The organism is Streptomyces sp. WMMC500, assembly GCF_027497195.1.
GTDB lineage: Bacteria > Actinomycetota > Actinomycetes > Streptomycetales > Streptomycetaceae > Streptomyces.
The window spans coordinates 2468629-2484004 of record NZ_CP114905.1 but is presented as its reverse complement, the minus strand read 5'-3'; the positions used below and the strand labels follow the sequence as shown (position 1 = coordinate 2484004).

12 protein-coding genes are annotated in these 15376 nt (G+C 72.9%); 8 read left to right on the top strand and 4 right to left on the bottom strand.

The annotated features are described in order from the left end of the window. Positions 1-44: 44 nt before the first annotated feature. From O7599_RS10090 to O7599_RS10075, 4 genes are all read left to right on the top strand, one after another. Complete coding sequence (locus O7599_RS10090; protein WP_281621790.1) at positions 45-971, top strand: proline dehydrogenase family protein; 927 nt, start codon at positions 45-47, stop codon at positions 969-971. A 51-nt stretch (positions 972-1022) separates the two neighbouring features. After that, positions 1023-2654: an L-glutamate gamma-semialdehyde dehydrogenase gene (gene pruA, locus O7599_RS10085; RefSeq protein ID WP_281621789.1), complete on the top strand. Its 1632-nt coding sequence runs from the start codon at positions 1023-1025 to the stop codon at positions 2652-2654. 158 nt (positions 2655-2812) lie between these two features. Beyond that, positions 2813-3544 carry an HAD family hydrolase gene (locus tag O7599_RS10080; protein WP_281621788.1) on the top strand — a complete coding sequence of 244 codons (732 nt, stop codon included), beginning with the start codon at positions 2813-2815 and terminating at the stop codon, positions 3542-3544. A gap of 221 nt (positions 3545-3765) precedes the next feature. Next, the gene (locus O7599_RS10075) at positions 3766-3912 is read left to right on the top strand and encodes a hypothetical protein (RefSeq protein WP_281621787.1); all 147 of its coding nucleotides are present in this window, start codon (positions 3766-3768) and stop codon (positions 3910-3912) included. Between the two features lie 55 nt (positions 3913-3967). Here O7599_RS10075 and O7599_RS10070 read toward each other — a convergent pair whose 3' ends face one another. Then, positions 3968-5548, bottom strand: a complete 1581-nt coding sequence (locus O7599_RS10070; protein WP_281621786.1) for a metallophosphoesterase family protein — start codon at positions 5546-5548, stop codon at positions 3968-3970. Between the two features lie 130 nt (positions 5549-5678). Here O7599_RS10070 and O7599_RS10065 point away from each other — a divergent pair, with 130 nt between their 5' ends. Together O7599_RS10065 and O7599_RS10060 are read left to right on the top strand one after the other, a co-directional pair. Then, positions 5679-6719, top strand: a complete 1041-nt coding sequence (locus tag O7599_RS10065) for a 3-isopropylmalate dehydrogenase (protein ID WP_281621785.1) — start codon at positions 5679-5681, stop codon at positions 6717-6719. A gap of 270 nt (positions 6720-6989) precedes the next feature. After that, on the top strand, positions 6990-8090 hold the full coding sequence (locus tag O7599_RS10060; RefSeq protein WP_281621784.1) for a branched-chain amino acid aminotransferase: 1101 nt from the start codon (positions 6990-6992) through the stop codon (positions 8088-8090). 118 nt (positions 8091-8208) lie between these two features. Here O7599_RS10060 and O7599_RS10055 read toward each other — a convergent pair whose 3' ends face one another. Continuing rightward, positions 8209-9285 carry a S1 family peptidase gene (locus O7599_RS10055; RefSeq protein ID WP_281621783.1) on the bottom strand — a complete coding sequence of 359 codons (1077 nt, stop codon included), beginning with the start codon at positions 9283-9285 and terminating at the stop codon, positions 8209-8211. A gap of 385 nt (positions 9286-9670) precedes the next feature. Between O7599_RS10055 and cimA the strand changes: the two genes are divergently transcribed. Next, the gene (cimA, locus tag O7599_RS10050) at positions 9671-11317 is read left to right on the top strand and encodes a citramalate synthase (protein ID WP_281621782.1); all 1647 of its coding nucleotides are present in this window, start codon (positions 9671-9673) and stop codon (positions 11315-11317) included. Here the strand turns inward: cimA and O7599_RS10045 are convergent. Together O7599_RS10045 and O7599_RS10040 are read right to left on the bottom strand one after the other, a co-directional pair. Further along, complete coding sequence (locus O7599_RS10045) at positions 11289-12893, bottom strand: MFS transporter (RefSeq protein WP_281621781.1); 1605 nt, start codon at positions 12891-12893, stop codon at positions 11289-11291. The two genes, cimA and O7599_RS10045, sit on opposite strands and share 29 nt — an antisense overlap. Before the next feature lie 99 nt (positions 12894-12992). Next, positions 12993-13493: a MarR family transcriptional regulator gene (locus O7599_RS10040; RefSeq protein WP_281621780.1), complete on the bottom strand. Its 501-nt coding sequence runs from the start codon at positions 13491-13493 to the stop codon at positions 12993-12995. A 216-nt stretch (positions 13494-13709) separates the two neighbouring features. Between O7599_RS10040 and O7599_RS10035 the strand changes: the two genes are divergently transcribed. Further along, on the top strand, positions 13710-15314 hold the full coding sequence (locus O7599_RS10035; RefSeq protein ID WP_281621779.1) for an acyl-CoA carboxylase subunit beta: 1605 nt from the start codon (positions 13710-13712) through the stop codon (positions 15312-15314). The last annotated feature ends 62 nt before the right edge of the window (positions 15315-15376 follow it).

Below are 15376 nucleotides of genomic sequence, written 5' to 3'. Positions count from 1 at the left end.
ATTTCACGGAGGTGTTACCTGCGCCCCGACCGTGGAGGTGCCCCGTGCTGGGTCCCGTGCTTCTCGCCGCCGCGCGCAGCGACGGAATCCGTCGTGTCGTGTCGGCCGCACCGGTCAGCCGCCAGGTGGTCGCGCGCTTCGTGGCCGGCGAGGAGCTGGCCGACGCCGTCGCCGCCGTCCGCGACCTGGCCGCGCGCGGCCTGGAGGTCACCCTCGACCACCTCGGCGAGGACGTCACCGACCCCCGCGAGGCGCTGCGCGCCCGGGACGCGTACCTCAGGCTCGCCGAGGCCCTGACCGGCGAGGGGCTGGGCACCCGCGCCGAGATGTCCGTGAAGCTCTCCGCCTTCGGCCAGGCGCTGCCCGGCGGCCACGACCTCGCGCTCGCCCACGTCACTCCGGTGGTCGAAGCCGCCGCCGCGGCCGGCACCACGGTCACCCTCGACATGGAGGACCACACCACCGTCGACTCCACCCTCGCCGTCCTGCGCACGCTGCGCGAGCGCTTCCCGCAGACCGGCGCCGTGCTCCAGGCGTACCTCTTCCGCACCGAGGAGGACTGCCGCGACCTCGCCGGCGAGGGCTCCCGGGTCCGGCTGGTGAAGGGCGCGTACAAGGAGCCCGCCCTGATCGCCTTCCAGGACCGGACGGAGGTGGACCGGGCCTACGTCCGCTGCCTGAAGGTCCTCATGACCGGGCGCGGGTACCCCATGATCGGCACGCACGACCCCCGGATGATCGCCATCACCCGGGAGCTGGCGCGCCGCCACGGCCGCAAGTCCGACGAGTACGAGTTCCAGATGCTCTACGGCATCCGCCCCGCGGAACAGGAGCGGCTGGTGGCCGAGGGCCACCGGATGCGCGTCTACACCCCCTACGGCACAGACTGGTACGGCTACTTCATGCGCAGGCTCGCCGAGCGCCCGGCGAACACCGCCTTCTTCCTGCGCGCCCTGGCCGGCCGGCGCTGACGACCCCGCGAGCCCCCCGAAGACTCCGCACCTCGAAGGAGAACGGCAACCATGGACGCTGTGACCCAGGTCCCCGCCCCGTACAACGAGCCGGTGCACACCTACGCCCCCGGCACGCCGGAGCGTGCGCGGCTGGAGGCCAGGCTCAAGGAGCTGGCCGAGAGCCCCATGGAGCTGCCGATGACCATCGGCGGCGTACGGCGCATGGGCGGCGGCGAGCGCGTCGACGTCGTGCAGCCGCACAAGCACAAGGCCGTGCTCGGCACGTACGGCACGGCGACCCGCGCGGACGCGCAGGACGCGATCGACGCCGCCCTGGCCGCCGCGCCCGGCTGGCGCGCGCTGTCCTTCGACGACCGCGCCGCGATCCTGCTCAAGGCCGCCGACCTGCTCGCCGGCCCGTGGCGCGAGACGATCGCCGCGTCCACCATGCTCGGCCAGTCGAAGACCGCGCAGCAGGCGGAGATCGACGCGCCCTGCGAGCTGATCGACTTCTGGCGCTTCAACGTCCACTTCGCCCGCCAGATCATGGACGAGCAGCCGCCGATCCAGCCGCCCGGCGTGTGGAACCGGCTCGACCACCGCCCGCTGGAGGGCTTCGTCTACGCGATCACGCCCTTCAACTTCACGGCGATCGCCGGCAACCTGCCGACCGCGCCCGCCCTCATGGGCAACGTCGTGGTCTGGAAGCCGTCGCCGACGCAGACGCACGCCGCGGTGCTGCTCATGCGGCTGCTGGAGGAGGCCGGGATGCCGCCCGGCGTCATCAACCTCGTCACCGGCGACGGCAAGGAGCTGTCGGAGGTGGCGCTGCCGCACCCGGACCTGGCCGGCATCCACTTCACCGGCTCCACCCGCACGTTCCAGCACCTGTGGGCCGAGGTCGGCAGGAACCTGCCCGGCTACAAGGCGTACCCGCGGATCGTCGGCGAGACCGGCGGCAAGGACTTCATCGTCGCCCACCCGACCGCGGACCCGGCGAAGCTGAAGACCGCGATCACCCGCGGCGCCTTCGAGTACCAGGGCCAGAAGTGCTCGGCCGCCTCCCGCGCGTACGTCCCGCGCTCGCTCTGGGACGGCGGCCTGAAGGACGCGCTCGTCACCGAGACCGAGGGCCTGGCCATGGGCGACGTCACGGACCTGGCGAACTTCGTCGGCGCCGTGATCGACGACCGGGCGTTCGCCAAGAACAAGGCCGCCATCGAGCGCGCCAAGGCCGACCCCGCGTGCGAGATCGTCGCGGGCGGCACGTACGACGACTCCGTCGGCTACTTCGTCCGCCCCACCGTCATCGTCTGCTCGGACCCGGAGAACGAGGTCTTCACCGAGGAGTACTTCGGCCCGATCGTCGCCCTGCACGTGTACGAGGACGCCGCCTACGACACGATGCTGGACCAGATGGAGTCCGTCGCCGCCTACGCTCTGACCGGCGCGGTCCTCGCGCAGGACCGGGCGGTCATCGCCGAGGCGACCCGCAGGCTGCGCTTCGCGGCCGGCAACTTCTACGTCAACGACCGGCCCACCGGCTCGATCGTCGGCCAGCAGCCCTTCGGCGGTGCCCGCGCCTCCGGCACCAACGACAAGGCGGGTTCGAAGTTCAACCTGCTGCGCTGGTCCTCGCCGCGGGCCATCAAGGAGACGATGGACGCGCCGACGGACTACCGCTACCCCCACATGGGCTGACGCCCCCGGGACCGCCCCGCGCGGTCCCCCCGAACGCCGCCCTCGGCCGCCTCCCCCGTCGGCCGGGGGCGGCCCCGTGCGCGTACGCAGGTTCCGCCCCCGCCCCTGCGCTCCCGTTCCGGCGGCCGGTGGCGACCTCCTCGCGTTACGGTCGTGACATGCGGATACTCGCCGTGGTCTGGGACATCGACGACACGATCTTCGACCACTCGGGCGCCGAGCGGCGCGCCGCGACGGAGTACCTGACCGCCCGCGGCCTGCTGGGCCGGTACGCCTCGCCCGAGGCCGCCGCGGCGCACTGGCACGCGGTCTCCGAGGAGTACGTGGACCGCTACCTCGCCGGCGAGTTCACCTTCCTGGCCCAGCGCCGCGAGCGGGCCCGGGTGCTGGCGGGCCGGCCGCTGACCGACGCCGAGGCGGACGTCTGGATGGCCGGCTACCAGGCCGCGTACCGGCGGCACTGGCGGGTCTTCCCCGACGTCGTACCGGCGCTCGACGGCCTCACCCCGCGCCGCCGGCACGGCCTGCTGTCCAACAACAGCGCCCCGCACCAGGAGGAGAAGCTCCGCGCCATCGGCGTGCACGACCGCTTCGAGGCGATGGTGTGCTCCGAGGAGCTGGGCGTCGCCAAGCCCGCCGCGGGCGCCTTCCACGCTGCCTGCGCCGCCCTCGGGCTGCCGCCGGAGCGCGTCGCGTACATCGGCGACCGGCCGGACACCGACGCCGCGGGCGCGGACGCGGCGGGGCTGACGGGGATCTGGCTCGACCGCGCGGGCACGGGCGACCGGGCGGGCGCTGGCGGCCGGGCGGCCCGGAACGCGCCCGCGGGGGTGCGCCGCATCACCTCGCCGGCCCACCTGGCGGCGCTGCTCGACGCGCTGGACCCGTGAGGATCACCGCAGGTCGGCGGGGGTGCCGTCTCAGATAGTAGGAAGCCCGAGTAAATGGCGAGACAAGGACGCTTTGACGTCCTACTTTTGTAGGAGCCGAACGCTCGCGCAACAGCGACGGTGGTCGAGGCAGGGCGCCTCTCAGGCAGGTCACCCCTGCGGCGCCGCTCCCGCCCCAGCGGCGTCCCCACGTCTCTCCAGCGCCCTCCAGGAGTTGTCCCATGGCTGCCACCACCACGGTCCGCCGCGCCCGCCACTCCGCCCGCACCGAGCAGGCCCGCGACTCCGCGGTCGCCCGGAAGAACGCCGCCGCCGCGCTGCAGCGGGCGTTCGACCGCCGCGACAACGGCGGCTCGACCGGCCACTGAGCCCGCGCGTCCGCACCGGGCCCGCCCGTCCCGCCGACCCGCGCACGGCGGCCGCTCAGCGGCCCCGTACCAACTCGAAGTGGTCGATCCGCGTGCCGTCGTCGGCGTACGCGGCGACCCGCAGCGCGGGCGAGGCGCCCGGCCGGGACTCGACGGCGAGGAACGAGTAACCCGTATAGCGCACCCGGGACCACTCGACGCCCTCCAGGGCCTTCTCGCCCGACCGCGTCCAGGCGAACGTCTCCACCACGTCCCGGTCCCGGCGCCGGCCCTCGTGGGTGTCCGGCGCGGTGAAGTCGTACAGCTTGCGTCCGCCGCCGCCCGCGGTCACGTAGACCGCGCCGTGGCGCTCGGTGTCCACCGAGCCGCCCACGGGCAGCGGGCGGGTCAGGGCCCCCGCGCGCAGGGCGTCGGTGCGCTCGTAGACGTGGTTGTGGCCGTTGACCACGAGGTCCACCCGGTGCTTGTCGAACAGCGGCGTGAAGTGCTCCCGCACCCCGCCGTCCGAGGCGTGGGTGCTGGTGGAGTACGCGCAGTGGTGGAAGAAGACCACGACGAAGTCGACGCCCGGCTCCTTCCGCAGCTCCCCGAGCCGCCGGTCCAGCCAGCGCACCTGGGCGCCGTCGGTGAAGCCGAGGTTGGCCGGGATCTCGTACGACACGTCGTTGGCGTCCAGCGCCACGACGGCGACGTTGCCGTAGACGAAGGAGTACGAACTGGGCGCCCCGCGCGGATCTGCGCCGTTGTCAGGCAGCGTCCAGCGGGCCCGCTGGCCGCCGTAGCCGTCGGGGGAGTACCACGCCTCCATGTCGTGGTTGCCCATCGCCGGCATCCACGGGACCCGCGAGGACACCGGGTCGATCTGCCGCAGGAAGCGGTCCCACACCCGGGCGTCGTAGCGGCCGGTCTCCAGGCCGTGCCCGGAGTCCTCGGCGTAGCAGATGTCGCCGGCGTGCAGGTGGAAGGCCGGGGGGCCGCCGGGCAGGGCGGCCATGCGCCGGGTGACGGCGCGGGCGGCGCGGCCGAGGCCCTGGTCGCCGAAGGCGGTGAAGACGAAGCGCTCCGGTCGCGCGGGCGCGGTGCGGAATCCGGCGAGGTGCTCGGCCGCTCCCGGCGAGGCGGCGGGGTCGAACTCGTCGTGACCGAGGCCGTAGACGTACGCCGTGCCGGGCTCCAGGCCGTCGAGCGCGGCGTGCACGTAGTGCTGTTCGACCGCGGGCAGGCCGTTCATCGCCGGGGTCTTCAGCGGCCGGATCTCGGCCTCGACGGGCTCGCCGAGGTCGCCGCGGTCCGTGCCGAAGCGCACGTACGGCCGGCGCACCGGCAGCGGGAGCTGCCAGCCGACCCGCATCTGGGTGCGCGGGTCGGCGCCGAAGGCCAGATGCCGGCCGAACGCCGCCGGCGCCCCGGTGGGCGCGGGGCTGACCATGTCCGCGGAGGAGTGGTCCGTACGCCCGGCCCCCCCGCCGCCGTCGCCGCCGCCACCGCACCCGGCGAGCAGCAGACCGCCGGCCAGCCCGCCCGCGCCGGTGACGACGCGGCGCCGGGAGTGCCGGCGGCGCAGGTACTCGTGCTGTTCGGCCATGCTCATGCTGCGGGCGAGCTGTTCGGGGATGCCGAAGCCGGGGGTGTCCATATGTCCGAGCCTTCCCCCTCCGGGCCGACACACCGGAGAACCCCGGCCGTCGGTGTGGTGAACGGCTTCGGTATGTCCATATCCCGGACGGCGGTGTCATCCCGCAAGACGTAGCGCGTAGGCTCCCCGCATGTCTCGCAGCATTCGACTCGCGTCCATTCCCGGCGACGGCATCGGCCCCGAGGTCGTGGCCCAGGGCCTGAAGGTGCTCTCCGCCGTCCTGCCGCAGGACGTGAAGCTGGAGACCGAGAGCCACGACCTGGGCGCCCGCCGCTGGCACGCCACCGGCGAGACCCTGCCGGACGCGGAGCTCGCGGCCCTCGCCGACTTCGACGCGATCCTGCTCGGCGCCATCGGCGACCCCTCGGTGCCCTCCGGCGTGCTGGAGCGCGGGCTGCTGCTGAAGCTGCGCTTCGCCTTCGACCACTACGTGAACCTGCGCCCGTCGAAGCTCTTCCCCGGCACCGGGACCCCGCTCGCCGGCCGCCCCGCCATCGACTTCGTCGTCGTCCGCGAGGGCACCGAGGGCCCGTACACCGGCAACGGCGGCAGCCTGCGCACCGGCACCCCGGCCGAGGTCGCCACCGAGGTCAGCGTCAACACCGCGTACGGCGTGGAGCGCGTGGTCCGGGACGCGTACGAGCGCGCCCAGGCCCGCCCGCGCAGGAAGCTGACGCTCGTGCACAAGAACAACGTGCTCGTCTACGCCGGCCACCTGTGGAAGAACACCTTTGACCGCGTCGGCGCCGACTACCCCGACGTCACCACGGACTATCTGCACGTCGACGCCGCGACCATCTTCCTCACCACGCAGCCGGAGCGGTTCGACGTGATCGTCACCGACAACCTCTTCGGCGACATCCTCACCGACCTCGCCGCCGCCATCAGCGGCGGCATCGGCCTCGCCGCCTCCGGGAACATCAACCCGACAGGCGCCTTCCCGTCGATGTTCGAGCCGGTCCACGGCTCCGCGCCGGACATCGCCGGCACCGGCAAGGCCGACCCGACGGCCACGGTCCTGTCGGTCGCCATGCTGCTGCGCCACCTCGGCTACGCCGTGCAGGCCACCCGCGTCGAGGAGGCCGTCGAGGCCGACCTGGCCGCGCGGGGCGCCGGCGCGCGGACCACGGACGAGATCGGCGACGCGCTCGCCGCCCGAGTATCCGGCTGACCGCCGGGACCACACGCTCGCCGCGGCCGGCCCGGCCGGTCAGGTTTCTCCGCACGGCCGGCTGACGCTGCCCTCCGGGCGGCGTCAGTGCGACGATGACCCTTCGGGCCGCGCACCACCGCCACGCTTGCCGCTGCCCACGCCCCCGTCATAATCGACAGCGGGGCCGCGGCACGGGGTAATGCTCGGACGTCCTAGTACCTTCGGGTGCGAGGACCTCGGGACGGGACGCGGTCCGCCACACACCGAACGGTGAAGGACACGAATCTCATGACCACGATCGAGCTCAAGCCGTCCGCCCACCCGCTGTCCGACGCGGAGCGCGAGGCGATCCTGACCAACCCCGGCTTCGGCAAGCACTTCACCGACCACATGGTCACCATCAAGTGGACCGAAGGCCGCGGCTGGCACGACGCGCAGCTCCAGCCGTACGCGCCGCTGACCCTCGACCCGGCGACGATGGCGCTGCACTACGGGCAGTCCGTCTTCGAGGGACTGAAGGCCTACCGGCAGCCCGACGGCAGCGTCCGCACCTTCCGGCCGGACGCCAACGCGCGCCGCTTCCAGTTGTCCGCCCGCCGGCTGGCGATGCCGGAACTGCCCGTCCAGACCTTCGTGGCGGCCATCGACGCGCTCGTGCGCCAGGACAAGGCGTGGGTGCCGGGCACCGGCGAGGAGTCGCTGTACCTGCGCCCGTTCATGTTCGCCACCGAGGTCGGCCTCGGCGTGAACTCGCCCGCGCGCGAGTACCTGTTCATGGTGCTGGCCTCGCCCGCCGGCGCGTACTTCCACGGTGGCATCAAGCCGGTGTCGGTGTGGCTCACCGAGGAGTACGTGCGCGCCGCGCCCGGCGGCACGGGCGAGGCCAAGTGCGCGGGCAACTACGCGGGCGCCATGGCCGCCACCCTCCAGGCCGTGCAGCAGGGCTGCGACCAGGTGGTGTGGCTGGACGCGGTGGAGCGCCGGTGGATCGAGGAGATGGGCGGGATGAACCTGTACTTCGTCCGGGGCGGGGGGCAGGGCGGGACGCGGGAGGTGGTCACGCCCGAGCTGACCGGCACGCTGCTGCCCGGCATCACCCGCGACTCGCTGCTGACCATCGCCGCCGACCTGGGCTACCGGACCCGCGAGGTGCGGATCTCCAAGGAGGAGTGGCAGGCCGGCTGCGCGGACGGGACGATCTCGGAGACCTTCGCCTGCGGCACGGCCGCGGTCATCACGCCCGTGGGGCACGCGAAGTCGAGCACGGCGGAGTGGACGGTCGCCGACGGGTCGATGGGGCCGGTCACGGCGCAACTGCGCAAGGCGCTGGTCGACGTGCAGACCGGGCAGGCCCCGGACCCGCACGGGTGGATGCACGAGCTGGGCTGAGAAACGGCCCGGCCTCTCCCGGGGTACGGGCCGGGCGGCTCCGTACCGCGGGAGGGGCCGCCGCCGGGTGCGGCGGCGGCCCCTCGTGGTGCCGTGTGCGGTGTGGCCGGCCGGTGCGTCAGTAGACGCTCACGCCGTACGCGCTGAGCGCCTCGGTGACCGGCTGGTGGATGGCGGAGCCGTTGGTGCCGGTGCAGCCCGCGCTGCCGGAGTGGATGCCGTACGCGGTGTTGCCCGAGAAGTGGGCGCCGCCGCTGTCGCCGCCCGCGGAGCAGGCGGTGGTGCGGACCATGTTGTAGACGGGGCCGTCGCTGTAGTTGACCGTCACGTTCACCGCGGTCACGGAGCCGCTGGTGACCTGGGTGGTGGAGCCGCTCTTCTGGATGGCCTGGCCGACGACGGCGTTCGCGGCGCCGGTGATGTCCCGGGTGCTGCCGTTGTAGAGGTTGACGGTGCCCGCGGGGGAGGAGCCGTTGGTGTAGCGGACGATGCCGTAGTCGTTGGTCGGGAAGCTGGTGCCCTCCCGGGTGCCGATGGCCGCGCCGCCGGAGGTGGCCGACCAGGAGGCGCCGGCGTTGGTGCAGTGGCCGGCGGTGACGAAGTAGCGGGCGTTGTTCTTGGTCACGTTGAACGCCGCGGAGCAGCGGTAGCCGCCGCCGTAGATCGCGTCGCCGCCCAGGACCTCCTTGCGGAACGTGCCGGCTATGCGCTCCACCCGGGCCGCGCCGTCGAGGCTCTTCGCGACGCGCTGCAGCTTCGCGTACTCGGCGGCGGACACCGTGGAGTCGGCCTGCACGGCTATCTGGTTGGTGGCCGGATCGACACCCCAGGAGGTGCCGGTGATCTTCGCGCGGTCCTCGAAAGCGCCCATCGCGGAGCGCAGTTCGGCGGCGCTGTGCTCGACCAGCTCGGCGCGGGCACCGGCGGCGCGGGCCTCGGCGGCGGCGGCCTTGTCGGTGACCGTCACGACCAGGTCGCCGGTGTCGGCGTCCAGGTACGTGCCGGCGCTGTCGGCGCCGAGGGCGCGCGCGACGTCGGCGTTGAGCGCGACCGTCGCCGCGTTGGCCTTCACCCCCTGGTCGGGGCGGTCGGCCGGCGGGGGCGCCGCGGCGGCCGTGGAGCCGAGCGCGGCGGTGCCGAGGAGGAGAAGGGCGGCGAGGGTGCCGCCCAGACGCGCGGACATCTGGGGTCTCATGCGGTGGGTTCTCCTTTGTGTGAACCATGTGGGGGTTGTGTGGGAGGTGCCGTACCGACTGGCCTGGACCAAATTGGCACGCGCATGTCATCCACACAAGACCGCATTGCGCCCTGACCTCCGCGAACGAAATGTGGGCACGCTGCCCGTATGGTGAGACGGGACTCCTGATCGGGAGAGGCGTGTGCCAGACTGCCCGACGTGACCTTGTTTGCCGTCATGATTATTGGCGACAGGCGCGCCGGTCCGCGCTGACCCGTACCGCGATCCGCACGCGGTGCCGGCCCACCGCGTCCCAGACCCGCGCGCCAGACCTCTCGCGACCCGCGAGGGGTCTTTTCCGTTTCCGGGGCCCGAGAGCACACCATCCGACAGGAGCACTTCGATGAGCACAGAGCCGGCAGCCCCCGACACCTCCGATACCCCCGGCACCCTCGCGGACGGTTTCCACGTCTTCGACACCACGCTGCGCGACGGCGCGCAGCGCGAGGGCATCAGCCTGACCGTCGCGGACAAGCTGGCCATCGCCCGGCACCTCGACGACTTCGGCGTGGGCTTCATCGAGGGCGGCTGGCCCGGCGCGGTGCCCCGGGACACGGAGTTCTTCCGCCGCGCCCGCGACGAGGTCGAGTTCCGGCACGCGCAGCTCGTCGCCTTCGGCGCCACCCGCAAGGCGGGCGTACGGGTCGAGGACGACCCGCAGGTGCTCGCGCTGCTGGAGTCCAAGGCCCCCGTCGTCACGCTGGTCGCCAAAGCCCACGACCGGCACGTGGAGCTGGCGCTGCGCACCACGCTCGCGGAGAACCTCGCGATGGTCCGCGACACGGTGGCCTTCCTGCGCGAGCACGGGCGCCGGGTCTTCGTCGACTGCGAGCACTTCTTCGACGGCCACCGCGCCAACGCCGCGTACGCCAAGCAGGTCGTCGCCGCCGCGCACGAGGCCGGCGCCGACGTCGTCGTGCTCTGCGACACCAACGGCGGCATGCTCCCCGGTCAGGTGCGCGAGACCGTCGCCGAGGTGCTGGCCGCCACCGGGGCGAGACTGGGCATGCACGCCCAGGACGACTCCGGCTGCGCCGTGGCCAACACCCTGGCCGCCGTCGACGGCGGCGCCACGCACGTGCAGTGCACCGCCAACGGCTACGGCGAGCGCGTGGGCAACGCCAACCTCTTCCCCGTCGTGGCCGCGCTGGAGCTCAAGTACGACATGCGCGTGCTCCCCGCGGGGAAGCTGGCGGAGATGACCCGGATCTCGCACGCCGTCGCCGAGGTCGTCAACATCGCGCCCGCCACCCACCAGCCGTACGTGGGCGTCTCGGCCTTCGCCCACAAGGCCGGCCTGCACGCCTCCGCCATCAAGGTCGACCCCGACCTGTACCAGCACATCGACCCCGAACTGGTCGGCAACCGGCTGCGCATGCTGGTCTCCGACATGGCCGGCCGGGCGTCCATCGAGCTGAAGGGCAAGGACCTCGGCCTCGACCTCGGCGACGACCGCGAGCTGCTGAGCCGGGTGGTGGAGCGGGTCAAGGAGAACGAGCTCCGCGGGCTGACGTACGAGGCCGCCGACGCCTCCTTCGAGCTGCTGCTCCGCGAGGAGCTGCAGTTGCGCGAGTCCGGCCGGGCGCGGCGCTACTTCCGCACCGAGTCCTGGCGGGCCATCGTCGAGGACCGGCCGGACGGCACCCACGCCAACGAGGCCACGGTCAAGCTGTGGGCGAAGGGCGAGCGGACCGTCGTCACGGCGGAGGGCAAAGGCCCGGTCCATGCGCTGGACCGGGCCCTGCGGGTGGCGCTGGAGCGGCTCTACCCCCAGCTCGCCGACTTCGAGCTGATCGACTACAAGGTGCGGATCCTGGAGGGGACCCACGGCACGGAGTCGACGACGCGGGTGCTGATCACCACCAGCGACGGGAGCGGCGAGTGGGACACCGTCGGCGTCGCGGACAACGTCATCGCGGCGTCCTGGCAGGCGCTGGACGACGCCTACGCGTACGGGCTGCTCAGGGCCGGGGTGGTGCCGCAGGAGTAACGGCGGGCACGGCGGCGCCGGGGGCCGCCCCGGTGCTCTCCGCCCCGCCGGCCTGGGCAACCCCGCCCGGCACGGCGCCGCCCGGCACGGCGCCGCCCGGCACGGCGCCGCCCGGGGCCGCGGCGTCGCCCGGCCCGGTCGTTCCGCCGGGCGTACGCGGCCGGAGCACCGCCAGCGCCAGCACCGCCGCCGCGGCGATCAGCGCCGCCCCGACGCCGAACGCCAGCCGGAAGCCGCCCGTCAGCGCCGCGTCCCGGCCGTCCCCGCCCGCGGTCAGCGACTCCGTGCGCGCCGCCGCCAGCGTGGTCAGCACCGCGACGCCCAGCGCGCCGCCGATCTGCTGCACGGTGTTGAACAGCCCGGAGACCACCCCGGCGTCGTCCTCGTGCGCCCCGGACATGCCCAGCGCGGTCATCGCCGGCAGCACCAGCCCGCCGCCGCTGATCAGCAGCATCGTGGGCAGCAGGTGGGTCACGTAGCTCACCTCGGCCGGATCCCGCGGGATGCGGAGCAGCAGCGCCAGGGCGAGCGCGAGGAGCAGGAGCCCGGCCAGCAGCACCGACCGCTCGCCGAACCGGGCGACCAGCCGGGCGGAGAGGAGCAGCGAGGTGACGCCGATGGTGACCGCCGCGGGCAGCATCGCGAGGCCCGTCTCGGCGGCCCCGTAGCCCAGCACCTGCTGCAGGTACAGCGCCACGACGATCTGGAAGGCGAACATGCCCGAGATCACGAGCAGTTGGACGGCGTTGGCGCCGGAGACCGTGCGCGAGCGGAAGACGCGCAGCGGCAGCAGCGGCGCGGCGGCCCGGGCCTGGCGGAGCAGGAAGCCGGCGAGCAGGGCGGCGGCGAGCGCGGCGGAGCCGAGGGTGCGGCCGGAGGCCCAGCCGTGGCTCTCGGTCTCGACGATGGTGTAGACGCCGAGCATCAGCCCGGAGGTGACCAGCAGCGCCCCGGCGACGTCGGCGCCGCCGGCCGGGCGGGTCCGCCCGTCGGCCGGGCCGCCGGGCAGCACGCGCAGCGCGAGCACCGCGGTGGCCACGCCGATGGGCAGGTTGATGAAGAAGATCCAGTGCCAGCTCAGCGCGTCGGTGAGCACGCCGCCGAGCACCTGGCCCAGCGAGGCGCCGGTCGCGCCGGTGAACGCGAAGGCGCCGATGGCCTTCGCCCGCTCCTTCGCGTCGGTGAAGAGCGTGACGATCATGCCCAGTCCGACGGCCGAGGCCAGCGCCCCGCCGACGCCCTGCACGAAGCGGGCGGCGATGAGCGCCCAGGGCTCCGCGGCCAGCCCGCACAGCAGGGAGGCCGCGGTGAAGAGCGCGATGCCGGCGACGAAGACCCGCTTGCGGCCGAGCAGGTCGCCGAGGCGGCCGGCGAGGAGGAGCAGCCCGCCGAAGGCGATCATGTAGGCGTTGACGGTCCAGGTCAGATCGGCGGGCGAGAACCCCAGGTCCCGCTGGATGGCGGGCAGGGCGACGGTGACGATGCTCCCGTCGAGGATGATCATCAGCGCGCCGGTGCACAGGATCGCGAGTGCGAACCAGCGGGATCGGTCGGGCCGTTGGCCGACTGTGTTCATGAGGTCTCTCCTGAGGCGTGGGCAACAAGAAAGACCGTAGCAGATAGTTTCGTACGGGACTATCTATTGTTCAGTTTTCTCGTACGGACCTTCCTCGGGCTACCGCCGGGCCTGCCGGGCCCGGCGCACGGGCTGGTCGTGCGCGACGGGCTCGGCGAGCGGGCCCTCCGCCAGGCCCTCCAGGGCGGCCACGAGAAGGTCCCGCTGCGCGGCCGGCAGGGTGTCGAGCACCTCCCGGTGCACCCGGTCGACGACCTCCTGGCCGCGCGCCGCGATCTCCGCGCCGGCCTCGGTGACATGGATGATCCGGGCCCGGCGGTCCGTGCTCGACGGCCGCCGCTCGGCGTACCCGGCCTTCTCCAGGCCGTCCACGGTCACGACCATCGTGGTCTTGTCCATGCGTGCCAGCTCCGCGAGCTGGCCCTGGGTGCGCTCGCCCTCCAGGGCGTGCACGAGTACGCACTGCTCGCGCTGGAGCAGCCCGACCTCGCTCAGGGCGGCGGCCAGGTGGGTGTTGAGCACGTGCGCGGTGTGGACGAGGGTGCCCGTCACGTCCGGTACGGTGCGGGCGGGCGCGCGGGATGAGGGCGTGGTCGTCATGCGGCCAGGCTAACAAGAAAGTCTGCTACCGAACCTTCTCGCAACCCAACGATCTCTCCCGCCGCGTTGTCGAGGCCCTACAGCTCGGATCGACGTGTCGTTGGTCGATGTCTGGCCCGGTCACCTGCACATAGTGCCGGGTGCTCATGATTTCCCCGCCGACGTTGTAGGGAAATGACATAAGGTTCGATGCCCTCGTACCCGTACCGTCATTCCATGACCACTGTGGACTACGCCCCCTCCGACGCGACGGCGGCAGGCGCCGTCGAGAACGAGGCCCGGGGGCGGGCGGCCGAGCTGCGCCGCATTCGCGAGCAGGCCCACGCGGGGCCCAGCGAGCGGGCGACCGCCGCGCAGAAGGCCAAGGGGAAGCTCACCGCCCGGGAGCGGATCGACCTGCTGCTGGACGAGGGGTCGTTCAACGAGGTGGAGCCGCTGCGCCGGCACCGCGCCACCGGTTTCGGCCTGGAGGCCAAGAAGCCGTACACGGACGGCGTGATCACCGGATGGGGGACGGTGCACGGGCGGACGGTCTTCGTCTACGCCCACGACTTCCGGATCTTCGGCGGCGCGCTCGGCGAGGCGCACGCGAACAAGATCCACAAGATCATGGACAAGGCCATCTCGGCGGGTGCGCCGCTGGTCAGCCTCAACGACGGCGCGGGCGCCCGGATCCAGGAGGGCGTCTCGGCGCTCGCCGGCTACGGCGGCATCTTCCAGCGCAACACCCGCGCCTCGGGCGTCATCCCGCAGATCTCGGTGATGCTCGGCCCCTGCGCGGGCGGCGCGGCCTACAGCCCCGCGCTCACCGACTTCGTCTTCATGGTCCGCGAGACCTCGCAGATGTTCATCACGGGCCCGGACGTGGTCAAGGCGGTGACGGGCGAGGAGATCAGCCAGAACGGCCTGGGCGGCGCGGACGTGCACGCGGAGACGTCGGGGGTGTGCCACTTCGCGTACGACGACGAGGTGACGTGCCTGGAGGAGGTGCGCTACCTGCTGTCGATGCTGCCGCAGAACAACCGGGAGAACCCGCCGGCCGTCACCGCCGAGGACCCGGCCGACCGCGGCGGCGACGCGCTGCTGGACCTGGTGCCCGCCGACGGCAACAGGCCGTACGACATGCGCAAGGTGATCGAGGAGATCGTCGACGACGGCGAGTACCTCGAGGTGCACGAGCGCTGGGCGGCCAACCTGATCTGCGCGCTCACCCGGCTCGACGGCCAGGTGGTCGGCATCGTCGCCAACCAGCCGCAGTCGCTGGCGGGCGTACTGGACATCGAGGCGAGCGAGAAAGGTGCCCGCTTTGTCCAGATGTGCGATGCTTTCAATATTCCGATCGTCACCCTGCTCGACGTTCCGGGCTTCCTCCCGGGCGTCGACCAGGAGCACGGCGGGATCATCAGGCACGGAGCGAAGCTGCTCTACGCCTATTGCAACGCCACCGTGCCGCGGATCTCGGTGGTGCTCAGGAAGGCGTACGGCGGCGCGTACATCGTCATGGACAGCCAGTCCATCGGCGCCGACCTGACGTACGCCTGGCCGACCAACGAGATCGCGGTCATGGGCGCGGAAGGCGCCGCGAACGTGATCTTCCGGCGCGACATCACGGCCGCGGAGGACCCCGAGGCCAAGCGCGCCGAGATGGTCAAGCAGTACAAGGCCGAGCTGATGCACCCGTACTACGCGGCCGAACGCGGCCTCGTGGACGACGTCATCGACCCCGTGGATACGCGCCACATCCTCATCCGGTCCCTGGCCATGCTGCGGACGAAGCACGCGGACCTGCCGGCGCGCAAGCACGGCAACCCGCCGCAGTGACCCCGCCGCCGCCGAACGCCCCGCAGCCCGCCGCCGACCGCGCAGAACAGCCCGGGAGCACA

Excerpts from the sequence above, each read along its gene's own strand:
- pruA (WP_281621789.1), top strand. The coding sequence starts at position 1,023 with ATGGACGCTGTGACCCAGGTCCCCGCCCCGTACAACGAGCCGGTGCAC.
- O7599_RS10055 (WP_281621783.1), bottom strand. The coding sequence starts at position 9,285 with ATGAGACCCCAGATGTCCGCGCGTCTGGGCGGCACCCTCGCCGCCCTT.
- O7599_RS10035 (WP_281621779.1), top strand. The coding sequence starts at position 13,710 with ATGACCACTGTGGACTACGCCCCCTCCGACGCGACGGCGGCAGGCGCC.
- O7599_RS10060 (WP_281621784.1), top strand. The coding sequence starts at position 6,990 with ATGACCACGATCGAGCTCAAGCCGTCCGCCCACCCGCTGTCCGACGCG.
- O7599_RS10070 (WP_281621786.1), bottom strand. The coding sequence starts at position 5,548 with ATGGACACCCCCGGCTTCGGCATCCCCGAACAGCTCGCCCGCAGCATG.
- cimA (WP_281621782.1), top strand. The coding sequence starts at position 9,671 with ATGAGCACAGAGCCGGCAGCCCCCGACACCTCCGATACCCCCGGCACC.
- O7599_RS10040 (WP_281621780.1), bottom strand. The coding sequence starts at position 13,493 with ATGACGACCACGCCCTCATCCCGCGCGCCCGCCCGCACCGTACCGGAC.
- O7599_RS10065 (WP_281621785.1), top strand. The coding sequence starts at position 5,679 with ATGTCTCGCAGCATTCGACTCGCGTCCATTCCCGGCGACGGCATCGGC.
- O7599_RS10045 (WP_281621781.1), bottom strand. The coding sequence starts at position 12,893 with ATGAACACAGTCGGCCAACGGCCCGACCGATCCCGCTGGTTCGCACTC.
- O7599_RS10075 (WP_281621787.1), top strand. The coding sequence starts at position 3,766 with ATGGCTGCCACCACCACGGTCCGCCGCGCCCGCCACTCCGCCCGCACC.
- O7599_RS10080 (WP_281621788.1), top strand. The coding sequence starts at position 2,813 with ATGCGGATACTCGCCGTGGTCTGGGACATCGACGACACGATCTTCGAC.